Raw genomic sequence first — 18,869 nt, 5'->3', positions numbered from 1 at the left:
TATCACAAATGATTTAGGATTGCTATACGAGGGTGATTAATTGAATATGGAACGCCCAATTCTATACTTAGCTATGACTAACCACGGCTTTGGTCATACTACCCGTACAGCATCACTAGCCGCAAGAATTCAAAAATTGTGTCCAGAAGTTCTGTTAATTTTAGTAACTACTGCCCCCAGGTGGTTCTTAGAGTGCTATATAGAAGGCGATTTTGTCCTGCGTCAGCGGGCATTTGATTTGGGTGTGGTGCAATCAGATAGCTTGACAATGGATAAAGAAGCTACCTTGGCAAAATTGCGAGAAATTCAAAAGCGGCAAAATTCGCTGATAGCAACGGAGGTGAATTTTCTCCGCCAAAACCGTGTAAATCTGATCTTGGCGGATATTCCCTTTCTTGCGGCTGGGTTTGCCAAAGCGGCAAATATTCCCTGTTGGATGATGAGTAATTTTGGCTGGGATTTTATATACCGAGATTGGGGAGGGGAATTTACAGCCATTGCTGATTGGATTAGTGATTGGTACTCAAAATGCGATCGCTTATTTCGTCTCCCTTTCCACGAACCGATGTCGGCTTTTCCAAATATCACAGATGTCGGCTTAGTCAGTGGTTCTCCCCGTTTCCCTGCTGATGATGTTCGCGCTACTTGGGGAATAACAGCAGAAAGAGAAAAAACTATCTTACTCACCTTTGGCGGTTTGGGTTTGCAGCAAATTCCTTACGAAAACCTGCGGCAATTTGCCGATTGGCAATTTATTGTTTTTGACCAATCTGCACCTGAATTACCTAATTTAGTGAAAGTAACAACTCGTCAATACCGCCCTGTGGATTTTATGCCCATTTGTGGACGAATCTTTTCTAAACCTGGTTACAGCACATTTGCAGAAGCTACCAAATTGCAAGTACCTATCGTTACCATCCCCCGTGACGACTTTGCCGAAGCACCTGTTCTCTTAGAAGGGATTGCTAATTACAACCAGCATCAAATCCTCACCCCATCTGAGTTTTTTCAAGGGACTTGGGATTTTCTCCATGAGTTACCCCAACCACCAAAGCACAAAAATGCAATTGCTTCTGATGGCATTGAAGCGATAGCTGATGCTGTAATCCAATATTTTGGCAGCCTTTAACTATTACGCCGTAAGTCCCCCACTGAATTTGGTACTCCAAGTCAGTGTGGGTAGTTCACGGCTATATAATACAAATGGGCAAGCATTAACCTCAAACACTCTCTTTAGCTATATATAGAACTAACTGTCATTACAAATGACTCATTACCAAAAATTACTGAGAATTCCCACAACGGGCAAATCTTTTTACAACATCACCCCCAAAATTGCCGCCATAGTTGCCGAGTCAGGGGTACAAACTGGCCTTTGTACCTTATTTTTGCGTCATACCTCAGCCAGTTTAGTAATTCAAGAAAACGCCGATCCCGATGTACTTGTGGATCTAGCTAACTTCATGGCCAAACTCGTGCCAGAATCTGGCCAATACATCCATGATGCTGAAGGATCAGATGATATGCCAGCACACATTCGCACAGCCTTAACTCACACTTCGGAACACATTCCTGTTAATCGCAGTCAATTGGTGCTAGGCACTTGGCAAGGAATCTATATTTGGGAGCATCGTCACCATAGTCAGGTGAGAGAGTTGGTAGTTCACATTTCTGCGTAGTAACTTCTGAAAGTTTGCTTAACAGTTAAAGGTTAAATATCAGTGTAACTGCGTGGATTATATCCGCCCTGTGTTTGCTGTCTAAACTGTGTAAATACTCTAAAAAAACATTTATATCAGTCATGAATTAAATTAATATTTAGCTTTTTCGGGAAGTTAAAGTTAATTTTTTTGATTTTATTTAATAAGTATATGAGCTTCGATATAAACTAATTAGAAAATTCAAAATTATCTCATTCAAGACGGTTACATAAGGGGATTTCAACACCGACTCAAACACCAGCTAAATCTGGAGGTACACCCTTGGCGTTTCTGTAAGGTAGGGATATTACACCCTTTGCTTCCTGATAAATATTTTTTATTAGATAAAATTTGACTGACTATGAAGCAAAACTCAGTGTCAACTCATTGTTTCTGGACGCTTGATCAAATTCTGTCTGAGCATTCTGTTCATCTATTGTCGCTTAATCCCTGTAAAACTTTAACTACCAGTTTTGCTGAATTGGGCGATTTGATTGCTGAACAAACTACCGACAGTCAACTGATCACAAAGCTGCGGGAGACACTAGAAATCATCATCCATGCCCAATTAGAAAATTTTCCAGAAAATATCTTCTGGGATTTTGATTTTATGGTCAGTAGTATGCTTAAACAAGCTTTATTAGAGGATGATGGCGCTGTTTTATTTTTAGATAATTTTCGGGAAAAGATGGTATTTATAACTGAATTGTGCGGAATTAAAACAGAAATTCGCTTTCGCTATGTTCACGATTTTATTTATGGATTTGAATGGGCAAGATGGGTAAAAAAGGAACCACAAACTCGCGCGAATATAGAGCCTTTTAGTCTGATTTTTTTGGATTATTTACTCATTAAAGGAAAGGATATTTTAGAAAATATCAACCTCAATCAGTCTACAACATCTTATAAACTGTCTGAGACAGGCTATCGCAATCCTTTCTGCTTCTCCCGTGAACCGGAGGATGAGTATCGGTTGTTAAGTTATCTTGCTCAAAAACAACTTATCCCGGTTGCTGTCTGGAATTGGAATACTCAACCTATATGGAATAAACCTTTCCAGACTATGCGTGAACAGTTATCATTAGAACTTAATATTCCGCAACAGATAAATTGATATGATCGCTCCTATCGAAAATTTAAAATGCAATCTATGGCTGGGGCACGCTACGGGAATAAAAAATAATGGATTTACAGTAATGGGGTTTGAATTGGGAACTTTGTAAACTTTTGTATCTAATTGTATCTAAATATATATGAAAATTGCTGATTTAATTATCTGGTTTGAGGAATGGGCAAATCCCGCTTGGTGTGAAAGTTGGGATAATTGTGGCTGGCAGGTTGAGCCGGGAATTTTGGAGGAAAACCCACGGGTATTAGTGTGCTTGACTCCAACTTTAGCGGTAATGGAAGAAGCGATCGCCATTCGTGCTAATTTGATTTTTGCCCATCATCCGCTGATTTTTAACCCCCTCAAGTCCCTGCGTCGTGGTTCGGCGATCGCAGAAATGATCCGGTTAGCCTTTACCCACAATATCGCTGTCTACAGCGCCCATACGAATTTTGACCAAGTGCAGGACGGTACTGCTGATGTTTTAGCTCAGATTTTAGAACTCCAGAAAGTCACTCCCATCATACCGACACAAGCAGGGTTAGGATATGGACGGGTGGGAGTGCTAGAGCCTTTGATGACATTACAAGAATTACTCACGGCAATTCATACCCGACTGACTCCACCACATTTGATTTTGTCACCAAATGCTGACTTACAGCAGAAAATTTCACGAGTTGCTGTTTTGGGTGGTTCTGGAGCCAGTTTTATCAGCGCAGTAGCCAAAACTGGCGCCCAAGCTTATCTGACTTCTGACTGTAAGTTCCATCAATTCCAAGAAAGTCGCGATTGTGGACTGATTTTAATTGACGCTGGACATTACGCTACCGAACGCCCTGCTTGCGATCGCTTGGTACAAAAATTTCATTCCCTCAACTTAGACTGGGTGCAATTAAGTCAAAAAGATGAAGATTTCCGCCAGTTTTTTCCTTAGTTCAGTAGAGGCTTTGGATTTATTGTATTTCAATACGCTTTTTTTTTGGATATCCTGAATATTGGTCGTATAGATTAACACAATGCCTACAACTGATTGATTAGCCTTATTGCTGTAACAATTAACATGGTTTATTTATCAGTAAATGAGCAAAGTGGCTTAATATCTAGATTCCTTGCGCTGACTAATGTGATTTAGATCACAATTAAACGGTAATGAGAATCACTAAGATAGGCTGTTCTCTGTCAATGTAGTTAGGGGTAAAAGTGTTCCACACTATTAGGTAATAACAAATTGCTTACTATGCCCTAATTATCATGATTCGCACAATAATTGAATCTGCTTTTCAAACTGGATGTCTTAGTGTTGAATCTGAGGGTCTACTTCATCAAGTATTAACCACAAAGTGCTATCAGCCAGAGGATTTGGCTGATCTTAACGCCTTATACGATGCAGTTCGTACAGGTAAAATTAAACGAGAAGCGACCTCAAAACTGCTCATACAACTTCCCATAGTCTAAAAATATTGCGGATAATCCAGCAACAGGTGGCTCTGTCGGTGTGTTGTCGGTGAAAGACGGACGTGCCACCTTAGGCAACAACCCTAAACGCAAAACTATTCTGGTGTTGTTGTCGAAAACCATTAAGGTCAGCCAGAGAATGAGTTAAGATCAAATACATTAGGGGTAAAAGTTAAGCCGAGTCCCCAGAGTTACCAGTAATGCCAATGAATACAAGTAGGCAACTCAAACAACCGCAATCATCGCTTGTTTTCGAGTACTTTTTATTACAAGATGGTAGTAAGGACTCACCAACAACTATTAATCTGGATAGGACAACTCCTGAATTGTTTGACTTCTACGAAGTAGAATTTTTCCTAGAATAACCCTGAAAGAGATTGAGTTTAGCTGGCGCAGTCACCACAATTTTATGACCCAAGATTCCCCTATATCTGACAATTACAACTCTGTTGTTGGATTGGGTCAAGACAGATAGTGGTTCTAAACTATGAATTTGATCTCTTAAGGGTGTAATCTACAAGGGTAAGACCCAAATTTTGACAAGTTTAACTACGTTGTTTAAAAAGGCAGAAGCAGTACATGCTACACCGCAAAATTTATCAACTGTGTTGCGACGGGCGGGAGGTATGTGTTTTTTTGCGGGATCAGCAACGCTGGATTGAGCGTGCCCGCATTATCGATATCGAGGGGGATTTAGTGACCCTACGCTATGAAACAGATGAAGAGGACGAGGTTTGTTCTTGGGAGGAAATGGTTCGTCTCGAAAGCATTGGCGCTGTAACGCAAAAATTAGCTTCAGTGCCACGCGGTAATGTAGAACCTCTAACGACTGAAGATTGTCCTGAAGCCGAGCGAATCCGTAATCATTACACGGACTCGAATCCAGACTAATAAGTGCTAAGTACCCAGTTATGCGTGTTGAGTCATCACAAGAGTGCTGAGTAGTAAGTAATTATTGCTGAGTGAATAAATTCAAAAATACACTCAGTATAAAATCTCCCAAAATCACCTAGTAGATTTATTTATTGGGTATCACTCAGGACTCAGCACTCATAACTCAAAACTCAGGACTCAGGACTCAGGACTAAATAAGCCTTCAAAGGCAGGGCAATAACCTTCAAGGGTGACTTTGAAGTTATATAACGGGGACGCGGAATTCCAACACCGCTGTCCTCTTTGGTGTCTACAAGTACCGCAGCAATCTACATCAGACAATGTATAGCGATCGCTATTTTGGTTAAGCAATTCTCTTGGTGATAACCCCCGTAATACTAGTTCTTCGCCCTGCCAACGGGCTTCGACTAAACCAGTATCAGCAAATTCCCGCCAACGTGGATCAGCTGTAATTGCTTCAGGGATAGTGATTGTAATTACTGTTCCTAGCTCTGTCAGTTCGCCTTCATAGTTAGTCTCTGGGGCAGCTGGTTGTAGAAATGTGTCACCAATTGGCAGTTCTACTAAAATACCAGCTGCTGGAGAATGCACGTGGTAACGGTTTTGTAACTCTTCTAAGCCAGTCAGATCAGCTAAATAGGCAGGGGAACCGTGGATAAAAACGACGTGCTGGGGTCGTAAGTTATGAATTAGCTGTGTTGTCCCTGGGCCATCACTATGTTGGGCGAGGATATAGCTTTCAACAATGGTAGGTGCTAAATATTCTTTGTTAACTTTAATATCAATTTTTTCTGGCAGGAGGATCAGCCAAGGACCTGTATCTGGTTGGCAGTATTTGCCCAAATCATCTGTAGAGTCGGTGAGGACAATACAGGGAGATTTGCCCACGGTAGCACGATATTCTGGCTGCAACCGCCGCACACGGGGACGTACTCGTTCATCCCAAAATAAAGGTTGATGACGGGCAAAGTTTTGTACTGATGGGGGGAGATGGGAGAGCAGTTCTAGATAAGCATCGCAGCCAACGGCAACAGCACTATCAACCCAAATATCTAAATCCTTCCCTGTAAAGTGATGATGAGAACGTAACAACATCAGCAGTTCTTGACCTAGCCCTAAAGCAGGTGTAGGCAGAATTACAGAATAATGGTCAGCAATTGCCCGATTAATTCGCTCGGCTAGTTGATTTTCTTGGTTGCGGCGGTGGGGATGACGGGATGTGCCATAAGTCCCTTCGATAATCAGCACATCCAACTCTAATCCCCGCAATTCTTCTAAACGTAAGCCTTCTACTAACCGGGAATTAGATAAGAAAAAATCCCCTGTATAAAGTAGTTTGTAAGCACGTTCTTGGGTAGTGTAGGTGAGTAGAATTGCTACAGCTCCCGGTAAATGCCCTGCCGGAAATAATTCTACCACTAGACCATCTTCTAATTCCACAGGCGATCGCAACGGTAGAGCCTGACAAAATGACGGAATTTCTTCGGGGTCTTGATCTAGCCAATTCAACGGCAATAACTTGCTAGTCACTTCGCTAGCATAGATAGGTAATAGGGGAAAAGCTTTGTGCAGTGCCAGAGACCCTCTGGCATGATCTGGGTGGGCATGACTGATTAAGACTAAATCTGCTGGTAAGCGTCTTGATTTAGTGAGTTCCTTCGCCAAAAAAGAAATATCGCCCACACCACAATCTAGCAGGATGCGGTGTGGCCCCATCCGTACTAGTAAACATACACCCTCATCCTGATGCTGGACACTATAGGGCAAACATTCTAATTCACTAGCCGCTTCCCCAGCATCAAGGCGAGAGAATGCCGATAGATTATCCCTCATGCGCTCCTCCCCTCGTACCTGTTCTTCATGGATATATCCCAAAAGCCAAAAATTATCCGGATTTTGGTTTTGTGACCTAGGGGTAAGTTAAATCATCCGCCCCTACACCCTGAGAATGTGGTTTTTTGATTGGGGAGGACGCCTCCAGTTCAACCAAGTTAGTTCAGAAAATTTGAGTAATCAGCAGCTCACAAGCTACGATTAAGAAAGTTTGCCTCTGGCTTTTTCACTTTTCCGATGTTCTGAAAGTTGATTGACGCAGAGACTTCTACAGACTTGTCTCAATGTGCAGAACCATTGCCATGATAGTCATCTGAATCATAAAAACCATTTTTCGTGCCGAAAAACAAGCACGAAACAGTAAATATAACTGTTAATCCGGCTAAAATCAGCTTTACATCCATTTTTTTGCTGTCCTTGACTAAAGACTTTCTTATATTAATGGAGCGCTTCTCAATTCAGCCAGAATCACTAGAAAATCTTTACTATGCCTTAGTAATTTGGACAACCAGTAATTTTACCCCAATAAATGAAATTGTAGAACTTTTTGGTTAAACTGTCCATTTAAAATAAAGGAGCGATCACCTCTCCAGCCAGGAGTGCGATCGCCACTAGGAGCTTTCTATCAATTAACAAAATAATACTATTCAATCTACTGTTCCGGGTTGCAGTGCTTGCGCCATGCTGTACCAGCACCATCAAGTGCCACACCCATCAGTCTAATTTATATGTTATGCAGTATACAAATTGCTACGGCGTGTGCATTATCCAACTTTATAGTTTTAGCCGTTACACCATAATCCTAGTTAATAATTCTGCATACTAGAACACCAATTATCTTAAATCCTCAAAAGCTGGCTTTGCATCTGCTTACAGATAGATATTGCTGATATCCAACTTGCAGCAACCTGATTGTGAGGATGACTGTATTCGGGTAGGGTAGAAGTACTAACTTGTATAAGTTGGGTAAAAAATTAGTAGCTAATAATTGGGAAGAAATTACAATTGAATATTGTTTAAATCCTAAACCGGCAAAAATTTCAATACTTCAGGAAAAGAAATTTTAAATTTTCTGAACCTTTGGTGAGTAGTTGCCAATACTGGTAAAATATTTCTCTATGCCGGAAGGAAAATCAAATGGCACTAGGGAAAATATTACTGAAACCTGACACTTTATGGACAAGTGTCAAAGAACAGACTGAACACGCTTTACAATGTGGGGCGTTGCTGTCGATACCGACAGAGTTTGAATTTGTCGAACAGGATGGGGTGCGGTTCTTGGTGCGGATTTTGTCTAATCTGAACCGCAAAAAATCAGCTAAAAAGAAACAAGATAAACAAAGCGCTATCTCTGGTAAAGAGTTTAATCCTTTTTTACCTTATGAAAAGGATTTGTTTGTGGCGGATATTTCCGACACTCATGTTTGTATTTTGAATAAATTTAATGTTGTTGACTATCACTTATTGCTGATTACCCGTATTTTTGAAGAACAGGAAAGCTTACTCACTTTTGCAGATTTTGCGGCTATGTGGGCGTGTTTGGCTGATTTCAATGGTTTGGTATTTTACAATAGTGGGAAAATTGCGGGGGCTAGTCAGCGACACAAACATTTGCAAATTGTCCCTTTACCACTTGTACCTTCAGGGGTGCAGATACCCATGGAAGCCTTGCTGACAGAGGCAAAATTTCAGGATGCAATCGCAACTATCCCAAGATTTCCATTTGTCCACGCTTTCACCACCCTAAATCCCCTAATGGGCGCTGAAGCAACACTTGAGCGTTATTATAGCCTATTACAGGCTGTGGATTTAAAGCCATCTGGTGCTTATAATTTGCTAGCTACGCGAGAATGGATGTTGATCGTTGTGCGATCGCATGAAGAGTTTGAGAAAATATCTGTGAATTCATTAGGCTTCGCAGGAGCGCTGCTGGTGAAAAATCAAGAGCAAATGCAGATTCTCAAAGAATATGGCCCAATGACTATCTTGAGGAAAGTTGCTGTACCTACAACCTAGAACCTGTAGTAGCCATGAGAGCATGACTAACAAATTAAAAAAATATCAATACTCTCCATCGCTGTTTGACACCACCCAGGATATCATTGGCACCTTGCCACTGAAACTAATTGCCAAGTGGATGGAGAGTGAGCAAACTCAAGAAATAGCCCAGCAGTTACTTGAGCCATATAAAGTTAAAGGTTATAGCGTATCTTCTGATTCCGTTGGATTAACCAAACTGACGAAGCAAAGAGGCTTACTGGAAATTTTAGCAATTATTAATCAGCCAAAAGAAATTCTCTATGGCTTTGGTATTGCTCTTGGTGGATATAGCGTTGGTATTTGGGCTGCTGACAACACACAAATGTTTTACCCAGCATCAGTTAATTCAGAAACTCTTTTATCTGCGTTGCTGACAATCCAAGGAGAAATTAGCAAAAATTGCCAAATTAAAATTGGAATTGGCGCACATTATGGAGATTTTTACTACATTAATGGTGGATTGTATGGTTTAGAAGCCGACACTATAGAAGAGATTACTGAAAATCAAACCGAAGGTGGAGAAATAGCTATCAGCCAAGGCTTTTATGAGCGGTTGCCATCTAACCACAATTTTAGTATTCTTCAAAGAGATGAAGTAAAAACTATAATTGGCAATATGTTTCGGGTTTTAGATGGGCCGACTTTATCTAATGTACCTCCTGGAAATAAACAATATCCTATTCCCTATTCTGAACCTTTCTATGCTGACTTAATCGCTTATCAAAACCGACAAAATGATCCTGTATTTCGGCAATATTTAGCAGATAAGTATTTGCAAAACAAAGTAGTTGTCCTCATTGAACGGGAAAATAAAGATGCCGCAGCCCGTGAGATTTTCATGTTTACGAACTTGGGATTTTCTGCTAAAATGAAAGATATCGGTTTGCGCCTCCTTGCCCAAAGCAATGGTGAGGAAATCAAGGTAATTGGTTCTTTAGGAATTTATACTTTTGATGAAGCTACCGCAGCTTTCAACTTTGCCCAAGCATTTCGTTACGAACTAGCGGCACAAGATATTGCTTCACGTATAGGTATTGACGCTGGGCAAGTTTTGATTTCTGATTTGGCTGTGGGCGGTAAAGATATTGCCGGAATGCCGGTGAATATTGCTTCTAAAATGGCTCAAGACAAAGGGGAATTTGGCAAGCTGTATGTGAATGCTACAATTAAACAATTGGTGGACTTGAGCGAATTTACAGAGATTAGTTATACAGTTTCTGGGGTAGAAATTACGGCATATCAAGGTTAATTGATTAAGCAAACAAACCAGCGTCAACCCCTTCCCTACGGGACGCCAAAGGCGAACGGGGAATTCAAAATTCAAAATTCAAAATTCAAAATTCAAAATTCAAAATTCAAAATTAAAGACAATCAGTGGGAGCCTGTACTCGGAATTAATTAATTCAAAATTGTTTTTATTCTGACTAAGAGAATTGTAATTTTTGAGGTTGTTAAAACTACTTCACTTCATTTCGTTGACGATGATTAGCGGCTTGCAATAGTAGAGATTCGGCAAATGCGATCGCCTCATTTGCCGATTTACCCCCGGCTAATTGCGCCAATTCATCCCGACGGGTGGTTAAATTATCCAAGTTGGTGACTCGCACAACAGTCCGCTGTTCGGTGCTGCCATTGTTTGCTTTATTACCCTTGTTTTGATTGATTGTTTGTTTATCGACACGAAAATGACGGTCTGCCATTGCCGCTACTAAAGGTTGATGAGTAACACATAATACTTGGTGGAGTTGTCCTAGCTGGTGTAATTTTTCCGCTATCGCTTGGGCTACCCTTCCAGAAACCCCCACATCAATTTCATCAAAAACCATTGTTTGAGCGGTATCAGCTTGGGTAAAACAAGCTTTGAGCGCTAATAAAAAGCGGCTCATTTCCCCACCAGAGGCGATCGCAATCATCGGTTGTAGGGGTTCTCCGGGGTTGGGACTAAACATAAAAGTAATTTTGTCTGCACCGGCCAGGGTTGGGGAACTAGGCAAAATCTCAACTTGAAACCTGACTTTATCCATCGCTAGAGGTTTGAGTTCAGCTAGCAATCGGGATTCTAAATTACCAGAAGATTTCCGCCGCAGTTGAGTTAGCTGCTGACAAAAGAGGATGAGTTGATCTAAACAAGTTTGTTGTTGCTGTTCTAAAGTTTCGATAGATTGTTCGCTGTCATTGAGTTCTGCTAATTCTCCTTGGATGCGTTGGTAATAGGCGATCGCTTCCGTGAGAGTCGGGCCATACTTGCGACAAATCTGCTTTAATTCCCGAATCCGCTCCTCTACTTCCTCTAACCGCTGGGGATCGGCTTCCAATCCTTCCCCATAGGCATTAATCTGCCTTCCCACTTCCATTAATGTTGCTTGTGCATCCCTCACCAAGTCCAACAGCGGTTGCAGTTGGGCGTCATATTCCACCATGTGATTTAAAGTAGCCTCGCTGTCTCCCAACAAATCTGAGGCGGCTGGGGTTTCATCTTCATTTTGATACAAAGCCTGATATACCTTGTAACTCATCTGTTGCAATTCCACGACATGATTTAGCCGTTCCCGTTCTTGCAGCAGTTGTTCCATTTCTTGGGAATCGCTGAGGTTGGCTGCTTTTAATTCCTGCACTTGATAGGTGAGCAAATCCAGTTGTTGCAGGCGTTCCCGTTCTGAAATCCGGCGTTTTTCTAGTGCTAAATGTGCTTGTTGATATGCGGTAAAGGCGATCGCCACTTTTTGCCGCTGCTGCATCAAAGAATCACCGCCATACAAATCTAACCAGTCTCGGACTTGGGCAGATTGTCCCACTTGAACAGTTTGACCTTGGGCGGTAATTTCCACCAAGCGATCGCGCAATCCCCCCATCATCTGCCGATTCACCAATACACCATTTATCCGTGAGCGACTGCGGATATTACTACCAGTGACGCTGATTTCTCGGCTAATAACTACAGAATTATCATCAATCAAATCAATTTCCTGTTCGCTCAACCAAGCCGCGAAGCAGGGTGTAGAGGCAAAAGTGGCTTCTACCATTGCCCTAATAGTGCCAGTGCGAATGACTCGGCTAGAGACTTTACCGCCCAAGACAGCATCAATGGCATCCAAGATAATCGATTTTCCTGCGCCGGTTTCCCCTGTCAATACATTCAGTCCTGGGCCAAATTCCAGTTCCAGTTGGTCAATGAGGGCAAAGTTTTCAATTCGCAGGCATAGCAACATCGAGCAAAATTCTCCATAAGGGTAGATGTCGGATCAGTTCAACTTTCAGCAGTATGAACTTGATCTTTCAGCAACCAGTAATACCAACTAATATTGAACTAGCACGCCCATTTAAGTGTAGCAAACCTGTTAATTGCCTCTGCTTAGAGCAGTCGAATTTTTTGAGTAGCTAACTGAGAACTCAATATCTGCTCAGAATGATGCAGGAATCGCAACATATTGTTACAATAATTTACATATTCAATCCCACCGGTGGCCTTTTTCATGATTGTGAAGACACTTCCCCCTAGTACCCGACCAAATCCGGAGGATAGTAACGGCGGCGAACTATCCGTGATTGATGTAGTGCCAAAACAAGTTACATCAGAGAAGGTTGTGCGATTGCCTCCAGCCGGGCGTAGCCCATCGCCAAGACACTTAGCAACAGATGAACCTGAGTCCTTGGGTTACGATCCTGTCGAGATAGAAGCTCATTATGCCAGGAAACCCCTACAAGTTTTGCGGCGGATTTTCGCAGTTTTACGACCAACTCTAGCCTTTGTTGTGGGGCTATGGTGGGATAACAAGCGGGGAATTGTCGTCAAAAATGACCGCCCCAGAGCGATTCAACTGCGAGAATTGCTGACACAACTAGGGCCTGCTTACATCAAAATTGGTCAAGCTTTGTCCACCAGACCGGATCTAGTACCGCCAGTATATTTAGAAGAACTAACTAGGCTACAAGACCAATTACCGCCTTTTCCCAACGAAATAGCTTACCAGTTTATTGAAGAAGAACTAGGAGCAACCCCAGATGAGGTTTACGCCACAATTTCGCCCCAGCCAATTGCGGCGGCTTCATTGGGACAAGTCTATAAAGGTAAGTTGAAAACTGGTGAGGAAGTCGCCATTAAAGTTCAACGTCCTGATTTAAGAGAGCGAATTACCATTGACTTATACATTTTGCGCCGCATAGCCGCCTGGGTACAGCAAAGAGTAAAACGGGTGCGGAGTGATTTAGTCGGGATTCTCGATGAATTAGGCGATCGCATTTTTGAAGAGATGGACTACATCCATGAAGGCGAAAATGCCGAGCGCTTTTTTGGGTTATATGGTCAGATGGAAAACATATATGTACCAAAAATTTATTGGGAATACACCAATCGTCGCGTGTTGACGATGGAGTGGATTAATGGCATTAAATTAACCCAGACAGAAGAAATTCGTGCCCAAGGGATAAATGCCCGTTATATGATTGAAATTGGCGTCCAGTGTTCTCTACGCCAGTTACTAGAACATGGATTTTTTCACGCCGATCCCCACCCAGGTAATTTATTAGCCACCCCAGAGGGTAAATTAGCTTATCTCGACTTTGGGATGATGAGTGAGGTTCAGCCAGCCCAACGCTATGGTTTAATTGAAGCGATCGTCCACGTAGTCAACCGCGACTTTGAAGGCTTGGCAAAAGACTACGTCAAATTAGATTTCTTATCACCAGAAACAGATTTAACCCCAATTATTCCAGCTTTTGCGCGAGTCTTCGCTGATGCCCAAGGAGCCAGTGTAGCCGACCTCAACATCAAAAGCATCACCGATGAACTATCAGCTTTGATGTATGAGTATCCTTTCCGCGTACCACCATACTATGCATTAATTATTCGCTCCCTCGTCACCCTGGAAGGAATTGCTATCTATATAGACCCCGACTTTAAAGTTCTCAGCGAAGCTTATCCCTATGTTTCTAAACGCCTGTTAACCGACCCAGCACCAGCATTAAGAACATCACTGCAAGATTTGCTGTTTAAAGATAGCAAATTTCGCTGGAATCGCTTAGAAAACTTGTTAACCAATGCGCGCAAAAACCAAGAATACGATCTCAGTTTGGTACTGAATGAGACGGTAGAGTTCCTATCATCCGAACGCGGCTCATTTATTCGCGACAAATTGGTAGATGAATTTATCAACGGACTCAATGCTGTAGGTAAAAATGTACTGCATAACTTCACACACCTACTATCAGAAGCAGGATTGACAGCAGTCAATGAAACCCCAGGGGCGACAGTTGAGCAACAACAGACATTAGAGCATATCAAACGTATCTTTAAAATTCTCCAGCAAACCCGTGGGTTTGACCCCGCCCAATTTGCTCCTCAACTAGCCCAAATACTTGTTAATCCAGGTGTGCAGCGTTTAGGTCAACAAATAGCCAGCCGCTTCGCCCAAAAGGCTATAGCTAGGATAATTCGGGAACTGTTGGCGGCGGAGGAAAGTGTCAAATATGAAAAATGAAGATTAAAAGATGAGGGTTGGTAACAGCAGGGGTAAGAATTTTTTTATCCCTGCGTTAATCACAATCATTGACAAATCAGCACTCAAAAATTCAGATTATTTTTGATCATCATGACCATTTTTATCGCGCTTAATACTTTCTTCTACTGCTTGAATTTGTTCGCGACGGGCCTCTAATTCCAAAGAACGACGCGCTAAATCTTGGCTTTGTAAGGTTAGGGATTGTCGCCAATGTTCTGCTCGCTCTGCTTCTTGTTGCAAAAATTCTGGGGTAACGCCAGTGGCGAGGTAAGTTTGCACTAGATAAAGTACCCAATTGGTGGCGTCTTCGAGTTTTTGAATCACTCCTGCGGGGGAAAGCTCCACTATTACCAGTAATTTCTCATTTATAGTGTTTCCCTTTCCCAATAGAATGAAAGCCTCTTCTGAAATAATTATCCAGAGATTTTCACCCTCCTGACGTGCTAACAAGCGTAACTGGTACTGATCTAAAAACTCATTTTTACATACCTGGGCTAGGTATAGCATAACTTTTGCTTCGCTCCAATTTAAAATTCAAAATAAAATTACAAAAAGTGAGATAAAAAAGTTTTTGGTAAATGGTAATGGGTAAATGGGAATTGATAACTCTCCCATTACCCATTGTGCTTATACTAAACCACGCAGGCGATCGCGCAAAATTTCCGCTTGTTTCTCTGCCTCTGCTAAAGCTTCTCTAGTATTTTGAACTACATCTGCTGGCGCTTTATCCACAAACTTAGCATTGCTTAATCTAGCAGTTAATGAATTAGCTTCCGCTTCCACTTTGCTGATGCTTTTCTCTAGCTTGGCACGTAGGGCTTCAATATCTACCACACCTTTTAGGGGAATTAGTACTTGTACTGTACCGACAACACCAGCGATACTGTTGTCTGATTCCTGAAGCTGTTGTGATTCTGTCTGGGGTAGAATGTTGTCAGTAGCTGGTTTAAACAACCTTGCCCATAACTTTTGTCTCCCCTGAGCGGTGATTAAATTGCGGGCAACAAACCACATTGTATAAAGTAGACCAACTAATTCAAAAATGGTTCCTAAAACAGGAACCTGATTAATTGTATCCGCCGCAGCAAAACCCAAGCGAACAAAGACAATTGCCAAGATAATTAAGCCTATAGTCTTCAAACCTCTCAAAGGCGATTTACCAGCAACTTTTTGGCTTTCTTGCTCACCAGTAATGGTTTCGTCAGTAATTGTTAAACTCTCGACCTTGGCTAAATCTTGAATGTAAGACTTTCCAGCAGTGAGGATATACCGTTCATTTTCGCTAGCAGTTTGCAAATTCACCGTTACTTTTGCCCCTGGCTTAATATCCGCTTCAGCCCGCAGATTTCTAATTGTGCGGATAGTGTTAATTAACAAATCAAACTGTTCTTCAAGTTGCAGATTGATCAAGTTGGCGTCTGCCTGGGGATAAAGTTGTAATGGTAAAATTTGCGGTGCATCTTCTGGTTGTTGGGTGAGAGTTTGCCAAATTTCCTCAGTAATATGGGGCATAAAGGGATGCAGTAGCTTCAAAATCCCTTCCAGCACGTAGGCGAGGATTTGTTGTACAACTCGGCGCGATGCCGGATCGGCATCTTTTTGCAACCTGGATTTAACTAGTTCAATATACTGATCGCAGAAGTCGCCCCAGATAAATTCATACAATCCCTTTGCTGCTTCCCCTAAACCGTAGTTGTCGATGTAAGTGGTAGTTTGTTTAACTACTTGATGATAGCGGGAAAGAATCCACTGATCACTGAGTTCTGTGGCTTGGGGTTGACCTAATTGTGGCGGCGTCTGTCCATCTAAATTCATCATCACAAACCGGGCAGCATTCCACAACTTATTAGCAAAATTGCGGGAAGCTTCTACCGATGAAGATTCGTCCTTTTTGCGATCGTACTCCAAGCGGATATCTTGACCAGCCCCCGCCACTTCCTTAATTAAGGTGTAGCGCAAAGCATCAGTACCATATTTGGCAATCAACAACAGCGGGTCAATGCCATTGTTAGACGATTTGGACATCTTTTTATTGTTCTCATCCCGCACCAAACCGTGGATGTAAACAGTTTTAAACGGCATTTGTCCCGTAAAATGTGTCCCCATCATCGTCATTCTGGCAACCCAGAAAAAGATGATATCAAAGCCTGTAACTAGGGTGGTGGTGGGGTAGTAAGTCGCTAAATCCTGAGTTTGTTCCGGCCAGCCCAAAGTTGAAAACGGCCAGAGTCCAGAAGAAAACCAGGTATCTAGCACATCTGGGTCTTGTTCTAGCTGGACATTTTCACCAAATTGTAATTTTGCTTTTTCCTCAGCTTCCCCTTGATTTTGCGCCACGATAAAAGGCGTCGAGTCGGTAATTTGTCCACCTGTTTCACTGACAGCGTACCAAGCCGGGATTTGGTGACCCCACCACAATTGCCGAGAGATACACCAGTCTTTGAGGTTCACCAACCAATCACGATAGACCTTTGTCCAGCGTTGGGGGACAAAATCCGGCGAATTTTGCTGGTCGAGGAGTTCTAGAGATTTGTCAGCTAGGGGGCGAATTTTGACAAACCACTGAGTTGAGAGGAGGGGTTCAACAGGTACTTTGCCGCGATCGCTAAATGGCACCGTATGCTTATAATCTTCCACCTTCACCAAAACGCCATCAGCCTCCAGGCGAGAAACCACATTCTTTCTAGCCACAAAGCGGTCTTGTCCTTGAAACTCCCCGGCATTTTCGTTGAGAGTCCCGTCCTTATTCATAATGTTGATAAACGGCAGATTGTGACGCTTACCCATTTCAAAATCATTAGGATCATGGGCGGGAGTCACCTTCACGCAACCCGTACCAAAAGCAGCGTCAACCAACTCATCGCCAATAATCGGAATTTCCCGTTGCATAATTGGCAGAGTCAGAGTTTTGCCAATCAAGTGCTGATATCTTTCATCATTGGGATTAACCGCCACCGCCGTATCACCCAGCATAGTTTCCGGTCGAGTCGTCGCCACCTCCAAATAACCAGAACCATCACTGAGAGGATAGCGGAAATACCAAAGATTCCCGTTAACCTCTTGATTTTCCACCTCCACATCAGACACCGCCGACTGAGAAGCTGGACACCAGTTAACTAAATACTCACCGCGATAAATTAAGCCTTCCTGATACAGGCGAACAAATGCCTCGACAACAGCTTTCGACAAACCCTCATCCAGGGTAAAGCGTTCCCGCGTCCAGTCAACCGAAACGCCCAAACGCCGTAGCTGATTAACAATTGTACCCCCAGACTCCGCCTTCCATTGCCAAGCGCGTTCTAGGAACTTCTCCCGCCCCAAATCATAGCGAGTTTTACCCTCAGCCTTGAGTTGCTTTTCCAGAATCGCTTGCACAGCAATGCTAGCGTGGTCAGTTCCCGGCAACCACAGGGTATTACGCCCTTGCATCCGGTGGTAACGCACGAGGGTATCAATCAACGCACTTTCAAAGGCGTGACCCATGTGTAAACTGCCGGTGACATTAGGCGGGGGGATGACGACGCAGTAGGGTTCGCCTTTGTGGTTGGGGTCAGCTTTGTAAACTTGGTTGTCTTCCCAGAATTTTTGCCATTTGGCTTCAGTGGAGAAGGCTTCATAGAGACTGGGGAGATTAGGAATAGTTGCGGTCATGCTGGGAAAACTAAATTTGCAGGGACTCTACTAAATTTTGCCACAGGGTTGGAGGGGGATTTATGGAAACGAACCGCCAAGACGCTGGGAAAGAGGAGGAAAGTAAATTAGCCCCAGGGGGGAGAGAATTTGATGGAAACGAACCGCAAAGGAGGCAAAGTACGCAAAGAAAGAGAAGGAAGTTGACCTCTCCCCGGTCTAAAGACACGGGGATTCTAAACTGATGCTACGTGGTAGGCTGAACCCGTACCACTTCGCTTTTTAGTTTTGGTTTCCCAGATACGAAATCTGGTAGCAAGGGTCAAAACTTGCCTACAGACCTTGACTAGGACGAGTCCTAATTGTGTCTCTACTTTGCGAAGTATATTCGCTGCACCATTTAAATCAGCGTTGATTAGAATTCCTGTACCAGTGCGATATATACCGCGTTTTACTCGTTTTCCACTTGGTTTCCACCCTTCAGGTTTTGCGCCGAAAGTAGGTAGAAAATCACCATCTAAAAAACTAGTTTTACTGGTATAGGATTCTTCAGTTTCTACAAATTTGATGCCGTGGTACTCGCATAACTGTTTAACTTGTTTTTTGAGTTTGGCGGTTGGTATCTGCACAAATGATTGCGTTGTTCTACCTAACTGCGCTTCTTGTCTTTGTCCCTGATTCCACCCAAATACCACTACACCAATTTGATGT

At 42.7% G+C, this 18,869-nt stretch carries 16 protein-coding genes; 10 read left to right on the top strand and 6 right to left on the bottom strand.

The genetic code is table 11. The features are described 5' to 3' along the window. The first annotated feature begins 46 nt into the window (after nucleotides 1–46). From H6G32_RS21660 to H6G32_RS26885, 5 genes are all read left to right on the top strand, one after another. Nucleotides 47–1,129 carry a glycosyl transferase gene (locus H6G32_RS21660; protein ID WP_190462014.1) on the top strand — a complete coding sequence of 361 codons (1,083 nt, stop codon included), beginning with the start codon at nucleotides 47–49 and terminating at the stop codon, nucleotides 1,127–1,129. 136 nt (nucleotides 1,130–1,265) lie between these two features. After that, nucleotides 1,266–1,679: a secondary thiamine-phosphate synthase enzyme YjbQ gene (locus H6G32_RS21655; protein ID WP_190462012.1), complete on the top strand. Its 414-nt coding sequence runs from the start codon at nucleotides 1,266–1,268 to the stop codon at nucleotides 1,677–1,679. A gap of 382 nt (nucleotides 1,680–2,061) precedes the next feature. Continuing rightward, on the top strand, nucleotides 2,062–2,814 hold the full coding sequence (locus H6G32_RS21650) for a hypothetical protein (RefSeq protein WP_190462010.1): 753 nt from the start codon (nucleotides 2,062–2,064) through the stop codon (nucleotides 2,812–2,814). 139 nt (nucleotides 2,815–2,953) lie between these two features. Beyond that, nucleotides 2,954–3,742 carry a Nif3-like dinuclear metal center hexameric protein gene (locus H6G32_RS21645; RefSeq protein ID WP_190462008.1) on the top strand — a complete coding sequence of 263 codons (789 nt, stop codon included), beginning with the start codon at nucleotides 2,954–2,956 and terminating at the stop codon, nucleotides 3,740–3,742. A 317-nt stretch (nucleotides 3,743–4,059) separates the two neighbouring features. Then, a complete protein-coding gene (locus H6G32_RS26885; protein WP_242046680.1) occupies nucleotides 4,060–4,263 on the top strand; it encodes a hypothetical protein in 204 nt (67 codons plus the stop codon). Here H6G32_RS26885 and H6G32_RS21640 read toward each other — a convergent pair. Beyond that, nucleotides 4,231–4,386 (bottom strand): hypothetical protein, encoded by a 156-nt coding sequence (locus H6G32_RS21640; protein WP_190462006.1) that lies wholly within the window; start codon nucleotides 4,384–4,386, stop codon nucleotides 4,231–4,233. The genes H6G32_RS26885 and H6G32_RS21640 overlap by 33 nt on opposite strands. A gap of 77 nt (nucleotides 4,387–4,463) precedes the next feature. On the opposite strand from H6G32_RS21640, the gene H6G32_RS21635 reads away from it, so the two are divergent. Together H6G32_RS21635 and H6G32_RS21630 are read left to right on the top strand one after the other, a co-directional pair. Beyond that, nucleotides 4,464–4,628 carry a hypothetical protein gene (locus tag H6G32_RS21635; protein WP_190462004.1) on the top strand — a complete coding sequence of 55 codons (165 nt, stop codon included), beginning with the start codon at nucleotides 4,464–4,466 and terminating at the stop codon, nucleotides 4,626–4,628. A 214-nt stretch (nucleotides 4,629–4,842) separates the two neighbouring features. Beyond that, a complete protein-coding gene (locus tag H6G32_RS21630; protein WP_190462002.1) occupies nucleotides 4,843–5,154 on the top strand; it encodes a DUF6679 family protein in 312 nt (103 codons plus the stop codon). Between the two features lie 180 nt (nucleotides 5,155–5,334). Here the strand turns inward: H6G32_RS21630 and H6G32_RS21625 are convergent, their stop codons facing one another. Then, the gene (locus tag H6G32_RS21625) at nucleotides 5,335–6,990 is read right to left on the bottom strand and encodes an MBL fold metallo-hydrolase (protein WP_190462001.1); all 1,656 of its coding nucleotides are present in this window, start codon (nucleotides 6,988–6,990) and stop codon (nucleotides 5,335–5,337) included. 1,137 nt (nucleotides 6,991–8,127) lie between these two features. Here H6G32_RS21625 and H6G32_RS21620 point away from each other — a divergent pair. Continuing rightward, entirely contained in the window at nucleotides 8,128–9,006 is an 879-nt protein-coding gene (locus H6G32_RS21620; protein ID WP_190461999.1) for an ATP adenylyltransferase family protein, read from the top strand. 22 nt (nucleotides 9,007–9,028) lie between these two features. Further along, on the top strand, nucleotides 9,029–10,279 hold the full coding sequence (locus H6G32_RS21615; protein WP_190461997.1) for a family 3 adenylate cyclase: 1,251 nt from the start codon (nucleotides 9,029–9,031) through the stop codon (nucleotides 10,277–10,279). Nucleotides 10,280–10,487: 208 nt separating this feature from the next. Here H6G32_RS21615 and recN read toward each other — a convergent pair whose 3' ends face one another. Beyond that, complete coding sequence (gene recN, locus H6G32_RS21610) at nucleotides 10,488–12,239, bottom strand: DNA repair protein RecN (RefSeq protein WP_190461995.1); 1,752 nt, start codon at nucleotides 12,237–12,239, stop codon at nucleotides 10,488–10,490. A 264-nt stretch (nucleotides 12,240–12,503) separates the two neighbouring features. Here recN and H6G32_RS21605 point away from each other — a divergent pair, with 264 nt between their 5' ends. Further along, entirely contained in the window at nucleotides 12,504–14,507 is a 2,004-nt protein-coding gene (locus H6G32_RS21605) for an ABC1 kinase family protein (RefSeq protein WP_190461993.1), read from the top strand. Nucleotides 14,508–14,603: 96 nt separating this feature from the next. Here H6G32_RS21605 and H6G32_RS21600 read toward each other — a convergent pair whose 3' ends face one another. The 3 genes from H6G32_RS21600 to H6G32_RS21590 form a co-directional block, all read right to left on the bottom strand. After that, complete coding sequence (locus H6G32_RS21600; RefSeq protein ID WP_190461990.1) at nucleotides 14,604–15,035, bottom strand: hypothetical protein; 432 nt, start codon at nucleotides 15,033–15,035, stop codon at nucleotides 14,604–14,606. Between the two features lie 120 nt (nucleotides 15,036–15,155). Continuing rightward, nucleotides 15,156–18,179 carry a valine--tRNA ligase gene (locus H6G32_RS21595; protein ID WP_190461989.1) on the bottom strand — a complete coding sequence of 1,008 codons (3,024 nt, stop codon included), beginning with the start codon at nucleotides 18,177–18,179 and terminating at the stop codon, nucleotides 15,156–15,158. A 215-nt stretch (nucleotides 18,180–18,394) separates the two neighbouring features. Continuing rightward, nucleotides 18,395–18,869: zinc ribbon domain-containing protein (locus H6G32_RS21590; protein ID WP_190461987.1), on the bottom strand; the 475-nt coding region annotated here is incomplete at its 5' end.

This window comes from Cylindrospermum sp. FACHB-282 (genome assembly GCF_014697195.1).
Classification (GTDB): Bacteria; Cyanobacteriota; Cyanobacteriia; order Cyanobacteriales; family Nostocaceae; genus Cylindrospermum.
This window is presented reverse-complemented; position numbering and strand designations above follow the sequence as displayed.